We start from the raw sequence: 20539 nt of genomic DNA, 5'->3' as shown, positions 1-20539 counted from the left end.
GCATCCGCAAGCATGGTCGCCGCATTCGCCTTGTTGCTGATTGCCCCCGTGGCGTACGCACAACGGTCGTCCTACGAGATGATGCGGGACAACAATCGGATGATCTTCAACCGCATCAACGGCGACATGACCCTGCGGAACATGTGCGAGGATTGGAAGCGGAAGGGCGAGAAAGTGCCCGCCGAATGCGCCAAGTACGCATCGTCCTCCACACAATCGAAACCGGCCTCGCCAACGGCGACTCGCTTCACCCCGGTCGCCGGCGACGACTCGGTGAAGAACTTCGCGGACAGCCTCGGCAATACGCCGGAGGAGCGCCAGCAGATCCTGCAACTGGCAGGTGCCGGCAAGGAACTGTTCGCACAGAAGTACAAAGGGCGATGGGACAACACCATCGCCGGGGCGATGACGTTCTTCATCGTCGCGTCGTACATCGTGGGCACGGATGAGCAGCCGAGCGCGGATGCGGAAAACAGGTTGTTCGATTCGCTCAATGCGACCCTGGCGCAGTCGGAGATCGCGCGCGCCTCGAACGCGGAGAAGACCGCGCTGTACAACGTCCTGCTGGCAAGCGCAGGCCTGCCGCTGGTGTTCTATGTGGACGGCAAGCAGAACAACAACGCCGGGCAGGTCGAGCAGGCCAAGGTGATGGCGGCAGGTTTCGGCAGAAAGCTGTTCAACATGGAGATGCACGAACTGACCGGGATGCTGGGCACCGGCGGCGTGGGCACTCCAGTGGCCGCTGCGCCCGCCGCGCGCTCGACTGCGCCTGGCGGTGGCGCCGGACTCGATGGCCGTTACGACTGCCAGGTCGCCGCGCTGCAGTTCGATGGCGTGAGTTACGTCACCCAGTACCGACCCACCGGGATGTGGTTCACGATCAAAGGCGGCAATTACTCGGCGCAGTCCGGCGGCGGCACGATCCAGGCCAGTGCCGATGTGGTCAGTTTCCGCGGCGGCGCCTACGCCGGCTGGCGTGGCGCGCGCAGGGGCGATGCCATCGTGTTCCGCAAGGACGACCAGACCAACCCGCGGGCGGGCGAAAGCATCAAGAGCGGGGATTTCCGTTGCGGGCGGCGTTCGGGCTGAGGTGCGAAAGACGCAGCGCGGTCAGTGCAGGCCGAGCTGCTTCGCCAATGCTTCGGCAGCGGAGCGGTTGAGTTCCTGGGGCAGAACGGATTCCCGCAGGACGGGCAACGCTTGCAGCAGTAGTTTGCGCGCATCGTCATGCCTGCCCTGTGCGGCGAGGATGTCGGCCATTTCCGCCTGGGCGACGGCTAGGCTCGCAGGCGCCCCCTGCGTGACCTGGAAGCGGGCCAGCGCGGCGCGCTGTTCGCGCTCGGCCAGCGCCAGGTCGCCTTGCATCAATGCAAAGTGCACGCGGACGCGATGTACCTGGGTGAACACCGTGTGCTCCGGCGGAACCAGCTTCGTCCATCGCCGCGCGGCTTCTTCCAGGATCGGCAGGCCGGCGGTCGCATCGCCCATGTTCTTTTCCAGCACCGCCATCTGCCATGTTGCATAGGCATATTGCATGGAATCTTCGCCATCCAGCTTGCGCGCGGCTTCGCGCGCGCGGGTCATGCGCTTCGATGCCTCGTCGAAGCGACCTGCGAAGCCCAATGCGCGGGCGAGCATGACTTCGATCTTCCTGCGCGTCGGGTCGTCGCTGCCGGCTCCGGCCTTGTCCAGCATGGCCAGCGCCTGTTCCTTGCGTTGCACGGCTTGCGGGTAGTCGCCGGCGTTTTCGAGCGCATCGGCGAGGTTCGACAGCTGGATGGCGGCTTCGGCAGGCCCCATGCCGGCCTCTTCGCCCAATCGCTGTGCGTGAAGCGCCGCATCGGCGGCTTCGCGATAACGGCCCAGGCCATTGAGGATCAAGGTCAGGTCGTTGTAGAGGATGGCGGTGTTCGAGCCCTTTTCCCCGACGCTGGCGCGCTGCAAGGCAATGGCTTGTTGCATGAAGGAGAGGGCGTCGTTCGGCTTGCCCAGCCTGTACAGCGATGTCGCCTTGCTGCGCAACAGCCCGACGCGCAGGGGCGTGTCCGCTTTCTGTCCCGCCCGGTCGACGAAGGCCAGGCCCTTGTCGGTCAGTGCCAGGGCCTGGTCGTATTGGCCCTGCATGTCCAGCATCAGCCATAGCGCGTCGTAGATGCCGACGATTTCCGCGGTCGGTGGCGATCGCAGCGAATCGGCAATGCCCAGTGCGTCGTTCCAATCGCGTTCCGCGCGCTTGTAATCGCGCAGGCAGCTGTGGGCCGAACCCAGTGTCTTTAGCGAGCGCATGCGCTGCGCCTCGTCACCCGGTGAAAAGCGTTGCCGCATCGCCTGCACGCGCTCGGCAAGCGCAAGGCTTTCCTTGCAGCGTTCCATCTCGCCGAGGATGCCGGCGTAGTTGTCCATGTCGGCAGTGAGCGCCAGCGCTTCGCCCCGGTCTTTCGGTTCTGCATTCTTCAAGCCGGCGTCGAACAAGGCGGCCGCGATCTTCAATTCTCCGAGCGACTGGTACAAATGCCCGAGCATCCGTTGAACCGGCTGTTTCACCTCCGCGCCCGCATTGCGTTTATCCAGCTCGCTGCGCGCGCTATCCAGCAATTGGCGCACGCTGACCTCCTTGCTCATCGCCTGTTCGGGCGATGCGGCAGCAAGGGTGTCCGAGAGGAACTGCAGTGACTCACGGCTACGCGCGCTTTCCCGCCGAGCCTCGTTCGCCTGCCACAGGGCAACGCCGGTACCTGCGATCAAGGCAATCACGACAGCACCGATGGACGCCGCCAGCAACCGATTGCGCCGCAGCCACAACTTCGCCCGCTCGCCGCGCGACAGCGGCACCGCAGCGATCGGGCGATCGTCCAGCCAGGCCTTGAGGTCGTTGGCCAGCGCATCGGCAGAGGCGTAGCGTTGTTCCGGATCGCGGCGCAGGCAGGCCTGCACGATGGCCGCAAGATTCCCGCGCAATGCATGCGCCAGTGATGCGGGACTCATCCCGCCGCGCTGTGCGGCCAGCTCCGGCGTGGCCTGTGCGGCGGCGCGCGTCAGCGGTTCCGGTTCGCGCTCGAGTTGCTGCAGTTGGCTTGCGACCGGCGTGTCGCGGGTCAGACCGAACGGATGCGCGCCGGACAGCAGCCGATGCAGGATCACGCCCAGTTGCCAGAGGTCGGTGGCGGTGGTGATCGGCGCGTCGTGCAGTTGCTCCGGGCTGGCGTATTCGAAGGTCAGCGCGCGGTCGTGGGTGGCGGTGACGTCGCCGCCTTGCAGTTGCTTGGCGATGCCGAAGTCGAGCAGCTTCACCCGTCCGTCCGCATCGACCAGCAGGTTGGACGGCTTCAGGTCGCGATGCACCACCAGGTTGCGATGCGCATAGCGCACTGCGTCCAGTACCTGCAGGAACAGCACGATGCGCTCGCGTAGGCTGAGCGTGCGCGTGTCGCACCAGCGGTCGATCGGCACACCGTCGATGCGTTCCATCACGAAGTACGGCTCGCCGTCGGCACTGAAGCCGCCATCCAGCAGGGTGGCGATGTTCGGGTGCTGCAAGCCTGCAAGGATTTGCCGCTCGCGCAGGAAACGTTCACGCGCGGCAGGCGTATCCGCACTGGCGCGGATCAGCTTGAGCGCGGCGTGTTGAACATAGGCGCCATCGCCGCGTTCGACCGCGTACACCGCGCCCATGCCGCCACGGCCAATGACGCCGATGATCGTCCACGCGCCTATGGTGCGACCCACCATCGCGTCCTGCGCGGCGTCGCCGGCAAGCGCCTCGCCCCAGGCGCTGGCGTTGCCGCCGAAAGGCTCGCCGGTACGCGCGTCCGCCGCCAGCAGGACGCGCACGTCAGCCAGCAAATCGGCATCGTCGCCGCACAGTTCGTGCAGACGTTGTTCGCGGGTGTCGCCATCAAGCTCGATCACGGCATCGAAGATCGCCATCACGCGCTTCTGGCGTTCCATCGCCGTTTCGTTCATGCCGCGGTTTCCTTCATCAAGAACGCCCGTGCGCGCCGCCAGTCGCGGCGCAGGGTGCTTTCGCTGATGTCGAGCATCTGCGCGGTTTCCACTTCGGTATAGCCGCCGAAATAACGCAACTCGACGATCTGCGCGGCGCGCTCGTCGAGCCGATGCAGAGATTCCAGCAGCTCGTCCAGCTTCAGGACTTCGACCGCGGCCACATCGCCGGCGGCGTCGGCCGCGCCCAGGGTCAATGCGTCCTGCCCACCGCCGCGCTTGTCCGCCTTGCGCGCGCGCGCGTCGTCCACCAGCACCTGGCGCATCGCCCGCGCCGACAGCGCCAGCAGGTGGTTGCGATCCTGCGCCGCCAGCTGCGCGCCACCCAGCTTGAGGTAGGCCTCGTGCACCAGCGCGGTGGTCTCGAAATTGTCGTGCATGCGCCGCAGCTGCAGGCGCGCGGCACGCTTGAGTTCGTCGTACACGGCGGAATAGGCGGCGCCCATCGCCTGCGCGTCGCCGGCGCGCGCACGCGCCAGCAGGCGGGTCACTTCGGTCGGGGGCGCGGGTTCCACCGTGCGTCGCTCGGCATGGATTGGGCCTGTTGGAAGTGTCGCACAGGCGCGGCCGGGCGCAATCCGGGCCGCACGTGAACGGATCCGGGCCCGGATTGCGCATACCCCATCAAGGCCGGCATTCCGCCGGTGCCATTACGAGGTGGGGAGCAATGAACAAGCAAGCCAATCGCCGCCGGCGCATGCCGGCCCTGTCCGTCCTGAGTCTGGCGCTGCTGGGGGTGTTGTCGATGCCGGCATGGGCCGCGGACCCGGCGTGCATCGACACGACAGGCACCCCGACCGGCGCCACCACCAATCAGGGCAACGAGCACGGGCAGGACAACAGTACCTGTTCGGTCGGCTCCAGTGCCTACGGCCAATCGAACAATGCGAGCGGCACCTGGTCCATTGCATTTGGTAACTACAACGTGGCGACTGGCTTTGAAAGCGCGGCGTTCGGGAATGGCAATTTCGCCAGTGGCCAGTGGGCCGCTGCCTTCGGCATGTCCAACCAGGCCACTGCGCTGAGGAGCAGCGCGTTTGGCCACATGGGCATCGCGTCCGGGCTGGGCAGCATGGTGTTTTCCGGGTGGTACGACAAGAATTTCGATGGCCTTTTCACTGTTGATGAAACGTCGCGCGCGACCGGGAAATCGGCCGTTGCGCTCGGCGCGGGCGCGAATGCCACCGCGGACTACGCTACCGCGGTTGGTGTGAATGCAGCCGCCAGCGGCGAAAAGAGCGCGGCCTTCGGCGTTGGCGTCAAGGCATTTGGCGGGTTCAGCGTCGTGATGGGGCGCGACAGCACCGCTTTCGGCGACTACAGCACGGCGGTGGGCAACGGCAACAATGCCGGCGGCATCAACGCCAGCGCATTTGGTGTGGTGAGTAATGCCATGTCTGACTGGAGTACCGCCTTCGGCCTCCACAGCACCGCGGAATCGCGGTACAGCACCTCAATCGGTCTCGGCGGCCTGGCCGCGGGCGTAGGCAGCCTGACGCTGTCGAGCTTGTATGACCTTAACGGGAATGGCGTCCTGGATTGGGATATCGCGATAGGTGGCCTGGATCCAAACTGCGACCCGCTGCTTGGCGAGTGCTGGGGAAGCACCGAGGTGGCACGCGCGGCAGGCCGGTATTCGGTGGCGATCGGTGGTGCCGTGCTGGCGCAGGGCGACCGCAGCGTAGTGGTGGGTGTGGCGAATAGCGCCAAGGGCGCCGACAGCAGCGTGTTCGGCTCGCATGGCACGGCCACCGGTCGCGGTAGCCTGGCGCTGTCGGCCTTTTTCATCACCGAAGGCTCGCCCGTGTTCGACGTGGACACCGACGGCGACGGAATCAACGACGCCTACAGCGTGGGCGCGATCGCCACCGGCGACAGCGCGATCGCACTGGGCGCCAACGTGTGGGCAAAGGGTGACTACGCCACTGCGATCGGCGTAGGCAATACCGCCATTGGCAGGTACAACAGCGCCTTCGGATACGGCAATACCACGTTCGGCTTATACGCCGCCGCGGTAGGCGCGGGCAACGAGGCGAGTTGCGAAGGGTATTGCAACGCATTCGGTTCCTACAGCCGTGCATTGGATGATTACGCCAGCGCCTTCGGCTATCAGTCGCAGGCGTTGGCCTTGGGCAGTACCGCGCTGGGCTATCGGGCGGTTGCCGGCGAAGCGGGCACGGTGTCGTTCGGCCATTCGGCGACGGACCTGGATATTTCCGGCAGCGCCTACGGCAGCGAGCTGAATGCCCGCCTGACCCATGTCGCCGCCGGCACGGCATTGACCGACGCGGTGAACCTGGGGCAGTTGAACGCGGCCATTTCTGGGGTCAGCGGCGGTGGCGCGCCGCTGCATTTCTACAGCGTCAATTCCACCGATACCACTGCCGGCAATTACAACAACGATGGCGCAACGGGGATCAATGCCAGCGCGGTGGGCGTGGGCAACACTGCCAGTGGTGAGGAAAGCAGCGCCTACGGCATCGGCAATGTCGCAGATGGTTCTGGTGCCAGCGCCATCGGTGGCTGGAACACCGCCAGTGACGACGGCAGCAGCGCCATCGGTTACTCCAGCATTGCCAGCGGCTACTTCAGCAGCGCAGTCGGCAGCGTTACTGCTGCCAGTGGCGATTACAGCAGTGCATTCGGTTACGGTAGCGCCGCGTACGGGGATAAGAGCACGGCGCTGGGTTATCAGGCGGTTGCGAACGAATCAGGCGTGGTGTCGTTTGGTCATTCGGCGGGCGACACGGATCCGGTTTATGGCGATATGTTCGGCAGCGACCTCAACGCCCGCCTGATCCACGTCGCCGCCGGCATCAACGACACCGATGCGGTGAACGTTGGCCAGCTGGGCATGCTGGTGAACTGGTTCGGTGGTGGCGCCAGCTTCACTGGTGGCGCGTTCACCGCGCCGACGTTCACCATCCAGGGCATCAGTTACAACAACGTGGGCGCGGCGTTCGCGGCCATCGACGGCTGGATGAGCAACAACGCAGGCGGTGGCACGCAGGGTCCGGCAGGTCCGGCAGGTCCGGCAGGTCCGGCAGGCGCAGATGGCACGAACGTTTCCTCGCATTTTTTCAGTGTGAATTCCACGGATAGCAGTGCCGCCAACTACAACAATGACGGGGCGTCGGGCGACGGTGCGGCTGCGGTGGGGGTTGGAAATACGGCCAGCGGCGATTGGAGCGGTGCCTATGGGGTGGCCAACATCGCCAGCGGGACGTTCGCGCATGCGTTCGGCATCAACAACGAAGCCATCGGCCTGTCCAGCATGGCCTTTGGTGACGACAACACCGTCAGTGCCGGTGGCGGTATCGCAGTGGGTCGCTACAACACGGTGACTGGCGGCAACGGCAGCGCCATTGGCGACGGCAATACCGCCAGTGGCGCACAAAGTAGTGCCGTGGGCTATCACAACACCGCCAGTGGCGACCAGAGCAGCGCCATCGGCTACGGTTCGCAGGCATTGAACGTGGGCAGCACCGCCATCGGATACCAAGCCGTGGCCGATCGCGACTACGCGGTGTCGGTAGGCGCGGCAGGCGCGGAACATCAGGTGATCCACGTTGCCGACGGCACCGAGGCCACCGATGCGGTGAATGTGCGACAGATGCAGGCCGGCGACGCGCAGACGCTCGCCACATCGAAGGCATACACCGACAGCAAGTTCGCCGCGTGGAACGACAGTTTCCTCACCCAGTTCCAGCAGCAGACGGACGTGCGCTTCGCGCAGACCGACAAGCGCATCGACCAGATCGGCGCGATGGGTTCGGCGATGACCCACATGGCGGTGAATGCAGCGAACGGCAATTCGGCGAAGGGCCGCATCGCGATCGGTGTCGGTAGCCAGGGTAGCCAGGGCGCGGTGTCGATCGGTTACGGCAAGCGCTTGGGCGATCGCGGTTCGTTCTCGCTGGGCGCGAGCTTCAGCAGTGGCGAATCCTCGGTCGGCGGTGGTTTCGGCTTCGACCTGTAATTCGTTGCGCACGAGGTGAGATACGAAACGGCGCGGTTGCCCGCGCCGTTTTCGTGTTCGCGTGGATCAAGCCAGGCGCTAGCGCAGGCAGTCGGCGCTGCCATTCGCGCAATGCACGAACTGCACCGGGATGGCGTGCGCCTCCAGCACGGCGGCGAACTGACGCTGGCGCGCCTGGAACAGTTCGAAGCCGCGCTCCAACCGCGCGTTGTCGGTTTCATCGGTGGCGTAGCGCTTGCGCCATGCGCCCGGATCCATCAGGGCGATGCGCACTTCGCCATCGCCGTAGCGCGCCAGCGGCTCCGGGCCGGCATCCAGCCAGGCTTCGGCCTCCGGTTCCAGCAGCGCTGTTTCAAGCAAGCTCCACAACGGTTCCAGGCCGACGTTCTGGTACTGCAGCGCCATCATCGCGGCCAGGTCGTGCAGGCTGAGGAAGCGCGCGTGTTCGATCGATGCGCCTAGGCCGTCCTGCAGCGCCAGCGCGGTATCGGCCGCAGCCATGCCGCGATCCAGCAGGAGGTCCTCCAGCTGTTCGCCACCCGCCTTCGCCGCGTCGCCTCGCAGCACGAACGGCAACACGCGCAGGCCGCCGCCAGCGAGGTTCGCATCCGCCTGTAGCGGCATCGGCACCTCGCCCTGTGCATCGGCGCCGAAGCCGACCATGCGTACACCTTGCGCCTGCCCTGGCGCACGTTGCAGCAATTCGATGACGCGTCGATGCAGGGGCCAGCCCGGACGCAGGGCTTCGGCTGGATCGAAATGCGCCGCAATCAGCGCCAGGTCGCAGTCGCGCACGGCGGGCACCAGCGCGGCCAGGTCGCGGCCGAGCAATGCGGTCAGTTCGCCGGCGGCATCCGCATTGAGCGCGGCATGCCGCGGCGGCGTGCCGTCGCGCAATTCCAGCGCCACGACTCCACGGAACACCGGTTGGTTTGCGTCGATCATCGATCCTGAGTTCCCGCTCGATATTGCGGCGTTACACTCAACCATTATGCCCGCCACCGCGGGCGAAGCCCGAGGTGCCTGATGCTGTACGGTCGTCCTGTCGCCATCCTTGGCGGTGTCCGCATCCCGTTCTGCCGGCAGAACACCGCCTATGCCGATGTCGGCAACCTGGGCATGTCGGTGCGCACGCTGGGTGCCTTGGTCGAGAAGTTCGGCCTGCATGGCCAGCAACTTGGCGAAGTGGCGATGGGTGCGGTGATCAAGCATTCGTCGGACTGGAACCTGGGCCGCGAAGCCGCGCTGTCCTCCGGGCTGTCGCCGCTGACGCCGGGCATCACCCTGCAGCGCGCTTGCGGCACTTCGCTCGACACCATCGTGCATATCGCCGGCAAGATCGGCACCGGTCAGATCGAATCCGGCATCGGCGGCGGTTCGGACACCACCTCCGACGTGCCGATCGTGTACGGCCAGGCCCTGCGCCGCCGCCTGCTGCAGGCCGCGGCGGCGAAGACGACCAAGCAGAAACTGGCCGCGTTCAAGGGCTTCAAGTTCTCCGAGTTGAAGCCGGATTTCCCCGGCGTGGCCGAGCCGCGCACCGGCAAGTCGATGGGCCAGCACACCGAGGACATGGCCAAGGAGTGGCACATTTCGCGGGATTCGCAGGATCAGCTGGCGGTCGCCTCTCACCACAAACTGGCCGCGGCCTACGAGCGCGGTTTCTTCGATGATTTGGTGGTGCCGTTCCGCGGCGTCTCCCGCGACAACATCCTGCGCGCGGACAGCTCGCTGGAAAAGCTGGCGACGCTGAAGCCTGCGTTCGACAAGACCTCCGGCAACGGCACCCTGACGGCAGGCAACTCGACGCCGCTGACCGATGGCGCCAGCGCCTGCCTGTTGTCGACCGACGAGTGGGCCGCCGAGCATGGCCATGAAGTGTTGTGCTACCTGCGCGATGCGCAAGTGGCGGCGGTGGATTTCGTGCACGGCGAAGGCCTGCTCATGGCGCCGACCGTGGCCGTGGCGGAGATGCTCAAGCGCAACAACCTGACCCTGCAGGATTTCGACATCTACGAAATCCACGAAGCCTTCGCCGCGCAGGTGCTGTGCACGCTGCGGGCGTGGGAAGACGAGGCCTACTGCAAGAATCGCCTCGGCCTGGATGCCCCGCTGGGCAAGATCGATCCGGCCAAGATCAACCCGAATGGCTCGTCGCTGGCGGCCGGCCATCCGTTCGCGGCGACCGGTGCGCGCATCGTCGCCACCGCGGCCAAGGAGCTGAAGGAACGCGGCGGTGGCCGTTGCCTGGTGTCGATCTGCACCGCCGGTGGCATGGGCGTGGTGGCGATACTCGAACGCTGAGGCGCGGTATCAACCGCTGTTGACGATGCTGCGCGCCACCGCCTCGGCGGCCTTGATCCCGTCCACGCCGGCCGAGAGGATGCCGCCGGCGTAACCCGCGCCTTCGCCGGCCGGGAACAGGCCGCGCGTGTTGCGGCTGTGGCCGTCCTCGCCACGGGTGATGCGCAATGGCGATGAGGTACGCGTTTCCACGCCGGTCAGCACGGCATCGTCCATGTCGAAGCCGCGGATCTGCCGGCCAAATGCGGGCAGGGCTTCGCGGATGGCGTCGATGGCATAGCGCGGCAGCGCTTCGTCCAGCGAGCCCAGCGTCACGCCTGGCGTGTACGAAGGCTGCACCGCGCCGAAGTCGGTGGACGCGCGATTGCGGATGAAGTCGCCCACCAGTTGCGCCGGCGCCAGGTAATCGCCGCCGCCCAGCGTGAAGGCCTTTGATTCCCAGTGCCGCTGCAGGGCGATGCCCGCCAGCGGCCCCTCGCCATACGGCGCGAAGTCTTCCGGCGTGATCCCGACCACGATGCCGGCGTTGGCATTGCGTTCGTTGCGCGAGTACTGGCTCATGCCGTTGGTGACCACGCGACCGGGTTCGCTGGTGGCGGCGACCACGGTGCCGCCTGGGCACATGCAGAAGCTGTACACCGAACGCCCGTTGCTGGCGTGGTGCACCAGTTTGTAATCGGCCGCACCCAGCAGGGCATGGCCGGCCTGCGGACCGAAACGGGCCTGGTCGATCAGCGATTGCGGATGTTCGATGCGGAAACCGAGCGAGAAGGGCTTGGCTTCGACGAACACGCCGCGTGCATGCAGCATCGCGAAGGTGTCGCGTGCGCTGTGGCCGAGCGCCAGCACCACGTGGTCGGCGCGCAGTTGTTCGCCGCTGGCAAGCGTGACCCCGCGCAGGTGGCGAACACCGTCTGCATCGACGTCGATGAGCACATCGTCGACGCGCTGGCCGAAGCGGATCTCGCCGCCGAGGGATTCGATCGTGGCGCGCATGTGTTCCACCATCGACACCAGGCGGAACGTGCCGATGTGCGGCTTGCTGACGTAGAGGATTTCCTCCGGCGCACCGGCGGCCACGAATTCCTCCAGCACCTTGCGCCCGTGGTGCAGCTTGTCGCTGATCTGGCTGTACAGCTTGCCGTCGGAAAACGTGCCCGCGCCGCCTTCGCCGAACTGCACGTTGGATTCCGGATCCAGCACCTTTTTCCGCCACAGGCCGAAGGTGTCCACCGTGCGCTCGCGCACCGCCTTGCCGCGCTCCAGGATGATCGGCTTGAAGCCCATCTGCGCCAGCACCAAACCTGCGAACAAGCCGCACGGCCCCATGCCGATCACCAGCGGGCGCAGCAGCAGTTGCGCCGGCGCCTTGGCGACGAACTTGTAGGCGGTGTCCGGGGTTGGCAATACCTTGCTGCCCGGCGTACCCGGTTCCTGCTGCAGGCGTTGCAGCAGTTCCGCCTCGCGCGGGGTGTCCACGTCGATCGAATAGATCAGCACGATCGCGCCACGCTTGCGCGCATCGTAGCTGCGCTTGGCGACGGTGAAGCCGGTCAGCTCGTCGGCGGCGATGCCCAGCCGCGCGACGATCGCCGCGGCGAGTGCCGCCTCGTCATGATCCAGCGGCAACTTGAGTTCGGTAATGCGGAGCATGGGCGGTGCTTACTTCAGGGTGCGTTCGAACAGCTCGTGGATGCGCCGGTATTCGTCGTACCACGCATCCGGATGGGTGAAGCCGTGGCGCTCCAGCGGATAGCTGGCGAGTTCCCACTTGTCCTTGCGCAGTTCGATCAAGCGCTGCGCCAGCATCACCGAGTCCTTGTAGAACACATTGTCGTCGATCATGCCGTGCGCGATCAGCAGGTTGTCCTGCAAACCGGCGGCGTATTCCAGCGGGCTGGAACGCTTGTAGGCCTCGGGATCGAGTTCCGGCGTATTGAGGATGTTGCTGGTGTATTCGTGGTTGTACTGCGACCAGTCGCTGACCGGGCGCAGCGCGGCGCCGGCCTTGAACACGCCGGGCTTCTGGAACAGCGCGGCAAACGTCATGAAGCCGCCGTAGCTGCCGCCGTAGATGCCGGCGCGGTCGCGATCGCCTTGCTTGTTGTCGACCAGCCAGTCCAGGCCATCCAGGTAATCCTCCAGCTCCGGCTTGCCCATCCAGCGATAGATCGCGGTGCGCCAGTCACGGCCATAGCCTTCGCTGGCGCGATAGTCGAGGTCCAGCACGATGTAGCCCTGCTGCACCAGCAGGTTGTGGAACATCTGCTCGCGGAAATAGTTCGGGTAGCGCGCGCTGACGTTCTGCAGGTAGCCCGCACCGTGCACGAACATCACGATGGGATATTTCTTGCCGGGCTCCATCGTTGCCGGCGCGTAGTACTTGCCCCAGATGGTGCCGGCGCCATGCTTCGACGGCACCTGCACGATTTGCGGGTGGATCCATTCGCGCGCCTTGAACTCGGCGGTGCGGGTATCGGTGAGTTGCTTTGCATTGCCGCCGTTGGCATCGACCACGTAAGCCTGCGGTGGCAGGTAGGCGGAGGAATTGCGCACCAGCAATTTCGATCCGTCCGGCGACATGCGAAAACTCTCCACGCCATCGAGCGAGGTCACTTCGCGCGTGGCACCACCGCGCGCGGGCACGCTGCACACTTCGTAATCGCCCGGTTGCTGGCGGTTGCACAGGAACCAGAACGCGCTGCCGTCGCGTGCTGGCACGACCGACGAGGTTTCCCACTTACCGTCGGTGAGCTGTGACTTGTTCGCGCCATTGAGCGTGTACAGGTGCGAGTAGCCGCTTTCCTCGCTCAGGTACCAGAGCGTGCTGCCATCGGCCAGCCAGCCGAAATCGTTGAAGCTCCAGTTGATCCAGGCCGGATCGGTCAGGCGATGGCGCGGCTGCAGTTTCGCACCGGCAAGATCGACGGTCGCGATCCAGCGATCCTTGTTGTCGATCGCACGCACCATCACCGCAACGTTGCGGCTGTCGCTGCTCCACAGCAGGGCCGGGGCGTCGCCGTTGTCGCCGCTGGTGGCGACTTGCACGGCACGGTTGCCTTTCAGCGCATCCTTGTCGGCGGCCTTGCGCATTGCGGCCAGCGGATCGGTGGCGATACCGGGCAGTGCATCGAATTTCAGTTCGCTCACTTTGCCGCTGCCCACATCGGCCAACCACAGTTTTTGCGGCAGCGGATCGTTGCGACCGACGCGGGTGCGCACGTCCTCGAATTCCTCGTAACCGGATTCGGTGACGTACTTCGGCATCTTGCCGGCGGTGCCGGCATCCGCGCCTTTCTCGGTGGTGGCGACCAGCAGCCAGCGGCCATCCGGCGACAGCGCGGAATCGACGATCTCCACGCCCTTGCCCAGGTAGATCGGCGCGGCGGCGCGGGTGGGATCGGCCTTGCGCCAGGCCTCGTTCTGTTCGCGCGCGGCCTCGCGCAGGGCGCGGTCGTTCTTCAATGTTTCGATCAGGCGCAGCTGGCGTTCGCGCAGGTCATCGGGCTTGGGCGGCGTACCGGGTGCGTCCTCGGCCTTGAGTTGCGCGGCCTGCACGGTGCTGCGGCCATCCCAGCGATACCAGGCGTCGTCGCCGCGCCAGATGAGCGCGCCATCGCGGCTCCACAGCAGGCGCGATTCGGCTTCGTTGCTGCGGGTGAGTTGGGTCAGCGCGCCGCTGCGCAGGTCGCGCACGAACACATCGCCATTGCGGACGAACGCGCTGCGCGTGCCGCCGGCATCGAGCAGGGGATTCGCGACATCCAGGTCACTGCGCGCGCTGCCTTCGATCATGGCGGGCGCACCGCCCTCGATGCCGATTTGCCAGGTGTCGCGCACCGTCGCGCCCTTGCGCTTGAGCGTGTATTGCGCGGCCTTGCCGTCCCAGCGCCACCATGCATCTTCCACTTGCGGGCCGATCCAGTCGGGATCGGCCATTGCCTGGTCGAGTGTGATCGGCGTGGCGGCGTGGCTGGCGGTGGTGGCCAGCAACAGGCCGAAGGCAAGCGGGGCAAGGCGCATGGGGCGGTTCCGGAACGAAGTCCCGGCAGGGTAGCAGCCGCGCCGCGTCGCGCATGCGCCGGAAGTCCCACGCGAAGACTGGAGCCGGCTCCAGATCGATATTTCGAATGGCCGCACTAGCGCATGCATGGGACAATCTCCGCGCGGCGCCATCCCGCGCGTCGTGGAGCGCATGCGTGGATGCACTGCTGCTGTCGCGGATCCAATTCGGTTTCGTGATCTCGTTTCATATCCTGTTCCCGGCTTTCACCATCGGGCTCGCGAGCTGGCTGGCCTTCATCGAATGGCGCTGGCTGCGCACCAAGGACGACCTCTGGCGCGACCTGTATTTCTTCTGGCTGAAGATCTTCGCGGTCTCGTTCGGCATGGGCGTGGTCAGCGGCATCGTGATGAGCTTCCAGTTCGGCACCAACTGGGCACAGCTCAGCGAAAAGGCCGGCAACATCCTCGGCCCGCTGCTCAGCTATGAAGTGCTGACCGCGTTCTTCCTCGAGGCCGGTTTCCTCGGCGTGATGCTGTTCGGCTGGAAGAAAGTCTCCGATCGCCTGCATTTCTTCGCGACCATGATGGTCGCCACCGGCACCCTGATTTCGACGTTCTGGATCATTTCCGCCAACAGCTGGATGCAGACGCCGCAGGGCTACAGCATCGATGCGCAAGGCGTGTTCCAGCCGGAAAGCTGGTGGGCGATCATCTTCAATCCCTCGTTCCCGTATCGGTTGGCGCATATGGTGCTGGCCGCGTTCATCACCACCTGTTTCGTGATCGGCGGAGTCAGTGCCTGGTATTTGCGGCGTGGTGAGCATGTCGAGGCCGGCAAACGCATGCTCAAGCACGCGGTGGCCTTCGCGGCGATCGCGGTGCCGCTGCAGATCTTCGTTGGCGACCAGCACGGACTGAACGCGCGCGAGCACCAACCGATCAAGGTGGCGGCGATGGAAGCGCACTGGCGCAGCGAACCACCGGGCCACGGCGTGCCGCTGATCCTGTTCGCGGTGCCGAACGAGCGCGAGGAGCGCAACGATTACGAAATCGCCATCCCGAAGCTGGGCAGCCTGATCCTCACACACACGCTGGATGGCGACATCCAACCGCTGACCTCGGTGCCGCGCGACGAGCGCCCGCCGGTGAAGCCGGTGTTCTACGCGTTCCGGGTGATGGTGGGGCTGGGCATGGCGATGCTGCTACTGGTGCTGGCCTCGCTGTTGGCCTGGCGGCGCGGCTGGCTGTTCGATGCCGGCACCCGTGGTGGGCGCTGGCTGCAGGATGGTTGGCGGTTGCTTGCGCCCTCGGGCTTCATTGCCTTGCTGGCGGGTTGGTACGTGGTCGAAATCGGACGCCAGCCGTACACCGTGTACGGCCTGCTGCGTACTGCGGATTCGGTGAGCCCGAATATCCAGGCTGCGGCGGTGCTGTCTTCGCTGATCATCTACGCGGCGGCCTACGCCTTCGTGTTCGGCGCCGGCATCTGGTACCTGCAGAAGCTGCTGCGAAAGGGGCCGGTCAAGCAGCCGCCCAAGGACATGGCAGGCGGCGGGAAAACCCCGGCGCGGCCGTTGTCGCTGCCCGACGAAAACATCGAAGGGGGTGCGTGATGGAGTACTGGCTCCCGGTGATCTGGTTCGGCGTGATCGGCTTCGGCGTGCTGATGTACGTGTTGCTGGATGGTTTCGTGCTGGGCCTCGGCATCCTCGCGCCGTTCGCCGAGGACGAAGAGCAGCTCGACCACATGATGAACACCGCCGCGCCGATCTGGGACGGCAACGAAACCTGGCTGGTGCTTGGCGGCGTCGGCCTGCTGGCGGCGTTCCCCAAGGCCTACGCGCTGATCCTGTCCTCGCTGTATCTGCCGGTACTGCTGATGCTGATCGCGCTGGTGTTCCGTGGCGTGGCGTTCGAGTTTCGCTTCAAGGCGGAACGTTCCAAATGGCTATGGGGCTGGGCGTTCGCGCTGGGCTCGCTGTGCGCGGCGTTCTGGCAGGGCGTGATCCTCGGCGCCATCGTCGAAGGCATGCCGCTGCAGGCCGGCAAATACATCGGCGGCATGTTCAGTTTCTTCAGCCCCTTCTCGATGCTGACCGGGGTAGCGGTGGTGTTCGGTTACGCCCTGCTCGGCGCCGGCTGGCTGATCCTGAAGACCGATGGCCGCCTGCAGCGGATCGCGCGCACCCTGGCGCGGCCGCTGATGCTGGTGATGGTGGCCTTCATCGGCCTGGTCAGTGCCTGGCTGCCGTTCCTCAGCAGCCGGGTGATGGCGCGCTGGTTCGAAGGCGACCACTTCTGGCTGCTGCTGCCGGTGCCACTGCTGGTGCTGGGCGTGGCCTTCGCGCTGTGGCGCGCGGTGATGGCCGATGGTCGCGATGGTCATCCGTTCGTGCTGACCCTGTGCCTGTTCGGGCTGTGCTTCGCTGGGCTGGTGCTGGGCATCTGGCCGTACCTGGTGCCGCCGTCGCTGACCATCTGGCAGGCGGCCTCGCCGCCGTCCTCGCAGGTGTTCCTGCTGGTGGGGTTGGCGATGTTGCTGCCGGTGATCCTGGGTTACACGTGGTGGTCGTACCGGGTGTTCGCCGGCAAGGTGGCGGCGGATTCTGGTTATCACTGACCCAGCGGTTCCGTCGCAAGGCGCTTTCGCGCACAATCGACGCGATCTTTCGCGGGATGCGCGATGCTCGCCTACGTCTACAAGAGCCTGAAAAAGGCCGATACCTACCTTTATCTTGCCAAGCGAGATGATTTCGAACGCCTGCCCGAGCCCGTGCGCATGCAGCTGGGCAAGCTGCAGTTCGTGCTGGAGGTCGACCTGGCGCCGCCGCGCAAGCTGGCGCAGCAAGATCCCGAGGTTGTGCGCGCGAATCTGACCACGCGCGGTTTCCACCTGCAGTTTCCGCCGACCATGCTGGATCCGATGACCGAAGACTGGGGCACCGATGGCTGAGTCGCGCCGTGGTCTTGGGTTCGCGCTGGTCGCGTTATCGATGTTGCTGGCAGGCGCCTGCGGGTTCGACATCGGCACCGCCGGCGCCTTTGCTTTCCTTGCGCAGGTGCCCGCGGCATTGGGCGTCGCATTGTTGCGCGGCACGCGCGGCAAGATCCGGCTGGGCCGCGATGCCGGGTCGCTGGCGCTGCTTTGGGCTGGTGGGTTCGCATTGGCCGGCCTGCTGGCGGCGTGGCCGCTGCAAGCCTTGCGCAGTGCACCGGGATTGATACCGACGCTGGCGCTGAGCGCCGCCGTTGCGGCCATGCTGCTGTTGCTGTGGCGCAACTGGCCGCTGTGGCATGGGATCGAGCGCGAAGGCGGCGGCATCGGCGTACGCCATGCGGCGCAGGACAAGCACGAACGCGGCGCGTGGAGCGGCCTGCAGGTCGCGGTGCCGGTGCTGCTGTTGCTCGGCGGAGGGATCGCGCTGGCCTGGCCAGGCTTGTTGACCGGCTTCGCCCGCACCATCGCCGCGATGGCGTATGCCGCGTTGTTGCCGTTGGCGCATGCGCTGCTGCAGTCCGCGCCATCACGCCTGCTGGTGCATGGCTTGCCGGTGGTGGAGATGGACGATGCCGAGCAAGCCGACATCGAGGTCGATGCCGTCCTGCCCATCGCCGACGCTGCCGCCGAAATCGATGTCGAAGCGCTGACCCGCGATCTGTACGCCGCCGCGCGCGCGGGCCGGGTGGAGCGTGCGCTGCAGCTGCTCGAAGCCGGCGCCGATCCACGTGCCGTGGCGCCTGCTGGCGAACGTGACCGGCGTGGCTTGCCGGTGCTGGCCGCGGTGCTGCCCGACCTGCGCCTGCTGCGCGGGCTGATCGAACGCGGTGTCGACATCAATGCTGCACACGCTTGGACCACGCCGCTGTTGGCTGCCACCCGCGACAGCTGGCATGGCCGCCCGGAAGCGGTGATGACCCTGCTCGCCAACGGCGCCGATCCACGCATCGCAGACGCCGAAGGCAATACGCCCCTGCACTACGCCGCGCGCAGCTCCGACCCCGGCGTGGCCGCCCTGCTGCGCGATGCCGGCGCGGAAATGGATGCGCTGAACGGCGAAGGCGTGTCGCCGCTGGGCACCGCCTGCATCGCCGGCAACTGGCGGCTCGCCCGCTTCCTGCTGGAGCGCGGTGCGAAGCCGGAACCCGCCGACGGCCAACCGGTGCTGCTGGCCGCGGCCGGTACCGAAGAGGACGATGCCGCCGGCGTGCAGCTGTTGCTGCGGCACAAGGCGCGGGTCGATGCGCGTGATGCGCGCGGGCGCAGCGCGCTGCACGAGGCCGCATTCGCCGGTCATGCCGGGATCGTGGCCGCCCTGCTTGATGCCGGCGCCGACGTGCACGCGCGCGACGGCGAAGGCCGCACGCCGCTGCTGGACAGTGCACGCAACGCCGCGCTGCCGGCGCTAGACGCCCTGATGGAGGCGAAGGCCGATCCGCGCGCCTGCGACGGCACGGGTGCGAACGCCCTGCATCTGGCGGTTGCCGCGGAAGCGCCTTCGGCGGCACTGGTGAAGCGCCTGCTGGAACTGGGCGTGGATGCACAGGCGCAGGATGCGGAAGGCCGCAGCGTGGTCGACGTGGCCGCCGCGGCCGGCCGCTGGACGCTGGTGTCCGCACTGGATCCGCAACGCGACTTGCCGGTGGCGATGGATGAAGACGACGGCACCGCACCGGATCGACCGCCGCAACTGTTGCTGCGCGAACGCCTGCTGGAAGGTGTGGGTGGCCGCGAACTGGCGCCGTTGGCGGCACTGCTCGGCACGGCCGAAATGAACGGCCTGCTGTGCGATGCCGAGATCGCCGCCGAGCCTGCGCGCATCGAATGGCTGTTGCGCCACGGCGCACAGGCCGAAGCGCGGGTGCCGGGTGCGCCATTGCCGGTCGCCGCCGCATTGGCGCGCGGCACGGACGGGATGCAGGCGCTGCGCGCGCTGTTCGCGCATGGTGCGTCGCCTGCAGGCGGCGGCGGGTTCGCGAACTGGCTGGCCGCCTGCCATGCGCAGCCAACGAAGGATCCGCGCGCGCAGCGTTTCGCCCTGGAGTTGCTGGAGCGCGGCGCGGATCCGTTCGCGCCTTCGTCTGCCGGCGATCCGCCGTTGGCGCTGGCGGTACGCCTGCAATGGACGCAATTGCTGCAGCGCCTGGTCGCGCATGGCGTCGACCTGGATGCACGCGACAGCCATGGCATGAGCGCGCTGCACCTGGCCGCCGCGCTGGGTCGCGAGGACGAGTTGAAGCGGCTGGTTGCCGCCGGTGCCGCGCCGGATCGTCGTGCCGCGGACGGACAGACGCCGTTGGGCGTGGCGCTTGCCGCCGGCCGCCGTGACCTGGCCGATTGGTTGGACTGGCGCGGCTGGCGGTTGCCGCGCCGCCCGTTGCAGGCCAGCGACGTGCCAGCCGCAGCACTGGTGGGCGATACCGATGCTGTGCGCCGCTTGCTCGATTTCGGCCTGCCGGTCGATGCCGTCGACAGCCAGGGCTGCAGCGCCTTGTTGCGCGCGGCTGGCGGTGGGCATCGCGCCTTGGTCGACCTGCTGCTGGCCCGCGGCGCGAACCCTGGCCTGGCGGCGAACACCGGCGCCACCCCGTTGTCGGCGGCGGTGAGCATGCGCCAGGCGGAGATCGTCGACCACCTGCTGGATGCCGGCGCGGGTCTCGAACAGCGCTTGCCGGGCGAAGTCACCGTACTGATGCTGGCCGCGGCGCTGGGGTTGCCGGAACTGGTCTCGCGCCTGCTGCAGGCCGGCGCCGACCTGCACGCCACCGATGCCCAGGGCTTGACTCCGCTGCATTGCGCCGCCTTGTACGGTTTCACCGCGCGCGAGCGTCCCCGCCTGGTCGCGTTGCTGGACACGCTGCTGCTGGCCGGATCCGATCCGCAACAATCCGCCGCCGGTGGAGTCACGCCCCTGCTGCTGCTGCTGGGCGCGCGCGCCGAGCCCGGCACGCCGAGCACCGAAGACGTGGTGCTGGCTGGTTTGGAACGCTTGTTCGATGAAGACGTGCCACTGGACGCGCGCGACCAACGCGGCTTCGGCCCGTTGCACCTGGCCGCACTGCATGGCCTGCTGCGGATCGCGCAGGCACTGTTGCGCGAAGGCGCCGACCTCGACCAGCGCGATGCCTTGAACCGCACCCCGCGCGAGATCGCGGTGATGCGTGGCTACGTGGATGTCGCGGCGGAACTGGCGCCACAGGGCGGTGCGCCATCGCAGGTGTCGATGGCGCGATTCCTGCGCGAGCCATAGA

General features: G+C 66.7%; 12 protein-coding genes. 7 read left to right on the top strand and 5 right to left on the bottom strand.

From position 1 onward, the window contains the following. Window positions 1-12 precede the first annotated feature (12 nt). Complete coding sequence (locus tag G7079_RS00670; RefSeq protein ID WP_166054590.1) at window positions 13-1089, top strand: DUF6683 family protein; 1077 nt, start codon at window positions 13-15, stop codon at window positions 1087-1089. A gap of 21 nt (window positions 1090-1110) precedes the next feature. Here G7079_RS00670 and G7079_RS00665 read toward each other — a convergent pair whose 3' ends face one another. Both G7079_RS00665 and G7079_RS00660 read right to left on the bottom strand, forming a co-directional pair. Further along, window positions 1111-3963 carry a serine/threonine-protein kinase gene (locus tag G7079_RS00665; RefSeq protein ID WP_166054588.1) on the bottom strand — a complete coding sequence of 951 codons (2853 nt, stop codon included), beginning with the start codon at window positions 3961-3963 and terminating at the stop codon, window positions 1111-1113. Beyond that, on the bottom strand, window positions 3960-4517 hold the full coding sequence (locus G7079_RS00660; RefSeq protein ID WP_166054586.1) for an ECF-type sigma factor: 558 nt from the start codon (window positions 4515-4517) through the stop codon (window positions 3960-3962). Before G7079_RS00660 ends, G7079_RS00665 begins: the two co-directional genes overlap by 4 nt. A 152-nt stretch (window positions 4518-4669) precedes the next feature. Between G7079_RS00660 and G7079_RS00655 the strand changes: the two genes are divergently transcribed. Further along, the gene (locus G7079_RS00655) at window positions 4670-7981 is read left to right on the top strand and encodes a hypothetical protein (protein ID WP_166054583.1); all 3312 of its coding nucleotides are present in this window, start codon (window positions 4670-4672) and stop codon (window positions 7979-7981) included. Between the two features lie 78 nt (window positions 7982-8059). Here G7079_RS00655 and G7079_RS00650 read toward each other — a convergent pair whose 3' ends face one another. After that, window positions 8060-8926, bottom strand: coding sequence for a hypothetical protein (locus tag G7079_RS00650; RefSeq protein ID WP_166054581.1), 867 nt, complete (start codon window positions 8924-8926; stop codon window positions 8060-8062). Between the two features lie 81 nt (window positions 8927-9007). Between G7079_RS00650 and G7079_RS00645 the strand changes: the two genes are divergently transcribed. Then, the gene (locus G7079_RS00645; RefSeq protein WP_166054579.1) at window positions 9008-10285 is read left to right on the top strand and encodes an acetyl-CoA C-acetyltransferase; all 1278 of its coding nucleotides are present in this window, start codon (window positions 9008-9010) and stop codon (window positions 10283-10285) included. A 9-nt stretch (window positions 10286-10294) separates the two neighbouring features. Here the strand turns inward: G7079_RS00645 and G7079_RS00640 are convergent, their stop codons facing one another. Together G7079_RS00640 and G7079_RS00635 are read right to left on the bottom strand one after the other, a co-directional pair. Next, window positions 10295-11938 (bottom strand): NAD(P)/FAD-dependent oxidoreductase, encoded by a 1644-nt coding sequence (locus G7079_RS00640; RefSeq protein ID WP_166054577.1) that lies wholly within the window; start codon window positions 11936-11938, stop codon window positions 10295-10297. 9 nt (window positions 11939-11947) lie between these two features. Continuing rightward, window positions 11948-14308, bottom strand: coding sequence for a S9 family peptidase (locus G7079_RS00635; protein ID WP_166054575.1), 2361 nt, complete (start codon window positions 14306-14308; stop codon window positions 11948-11950). A gap of 176 nt (window positions 14309-14484) precedes the next feature. Between G7079_RS00635 and G7079_RS00630 the strand changes: the two genes are divergently transcribed. The 4 genes from G7079_RS00630 (at window position 14485) to G7079_RS00615 (ending at window position 20538) form a co-directional block, all read left to right on the top strand. Further along, on the top strand, window positions 14485-15903 hold the full coding sequence (locus G7079_RS00630) for a cytochrome ubiquinol oxidase subunit I (protein WP_166054573.1): 1419 nt from the start codon (window positions 14485-14487) through the stop codon (window positions 15901-15903). Beyond that, window positions 15903-16910 carry a cytochrome d ubiquinol oxidase subunit II gene (cydB, locus tag G7079_RS00625; RefSeq protein WP_166054571.1) on the top strand — a complete coding sequence of 336 codons (1008 nt, stop codon included), beginning with the start codon at window positions 15903-15905 and terminating at the stop codon, window positions 16908-16910. The genes G7079_RS00630 and cydB overlap by 1 nt, the downstream gene beginning before the upstream one ends. 63 nt (window positions 16911-16973) lie before the next feature. After that, a complete protein-coding gene (locus G7079_RS00620) occupies window positions 16974-17243 on the top strand; it encodes a YcgL domain-containing protein (protein ID WP_166054564.1) in 270 nt (89 codons plus the stop codon). Window positions 17244-17283: 40 nt separating this feature from the next. Next, window positions 17284-20538, top strand: coding sequence for an ankyrin repeat domain-containing protein (locus G7079_RS00615; RefSeq protein WP_240906297.1), 3255 nt, complete (start codon window positions 17284-17286; stop codon window positions 20536-20538). Window position 20539: the final 1 nt, after the last annotated feature.

It is taken from the genome of Thermomonas sp. HDW16 (genome assembly GCF_011302915.1).
Classification (GTDB): Bacteria; Pseudomonadota; Gammaproteobacteria; order Xanthomonadales; family Xanthomonadaceae; genus Thermomonas.
This window is presented reverse-complemented; position numbering and strand designations above follow the sequence as displayed.

Coding starts and splice junctions, on each gene's coding strand:
- cydB (WP_166054571.1), top strand. CDS start 15,903: ATGGAGTACTGGCTCCCGGTGATCTGGTTCGGCGTGATCGGCTTCGGC.
- G7079_RS00615 (WP_240906297.1), top strand. CDS start 17,284: ATGTTGCTGGCAGGCGCCTGCGGGTTCGACATCGGCACCGCCGGCGCC.
- G7079_RS00620 (WP_166054564.1), top strand. CDS start 16,974: ATGCTCGCCTACGTCTACAAGAGCCTGAAAAAGGCCGATACCTACCTT.
- G7079_RS00635 (WP_166054575.1), bottom strand. CDS start 14,308: ATGCGCCTTGCCCCGCTTGCCTTCGGCCTGTTGCTGGCCACCACCGCC.
- G7079_RS00650 (WP_166054581.1), bottom strand. CDS start 8,926: ATGATCGACGCAAACCAACCGGTGTTCCGTGGAGTCGTGGCGCTGGAA.
- G7079_RS00670 (WP_166054590.1), top strand. CDS start 13: ATGGTCGCCGCATTCGCCTTGTTGCTGATTGCCCCCGTGGCGTACGCA.
- G7079_RS00640 (WP_166054577.1), bottom strand. CDS start 11,938: ATGCTCCGCATTACCGAACTCAAGTTGCCGCTGGATCATGACGAGGCG.
- G7079_RS00655 (WP_166054583.1), top strand. CDS start 4,670: ATGAACAAGCAAGCCAATCGCCGCCGGCGCATGCCGGCCCTGTCCGTC.
- G7079_RS00645 (WP_166054579.1), top strand. CDS start 9,008: ATGCTGTACGGTCGTCCTGTCGCCATCCTTGGCGGTGTCCGCATCCCG.
- G7079_RS00665 (WP_166054588.1), bottom strand. CDS start 3,963: ATGAACGAAACGGCGATGGAACGCCAGAAGCGCGTGATGGCGATCTTC.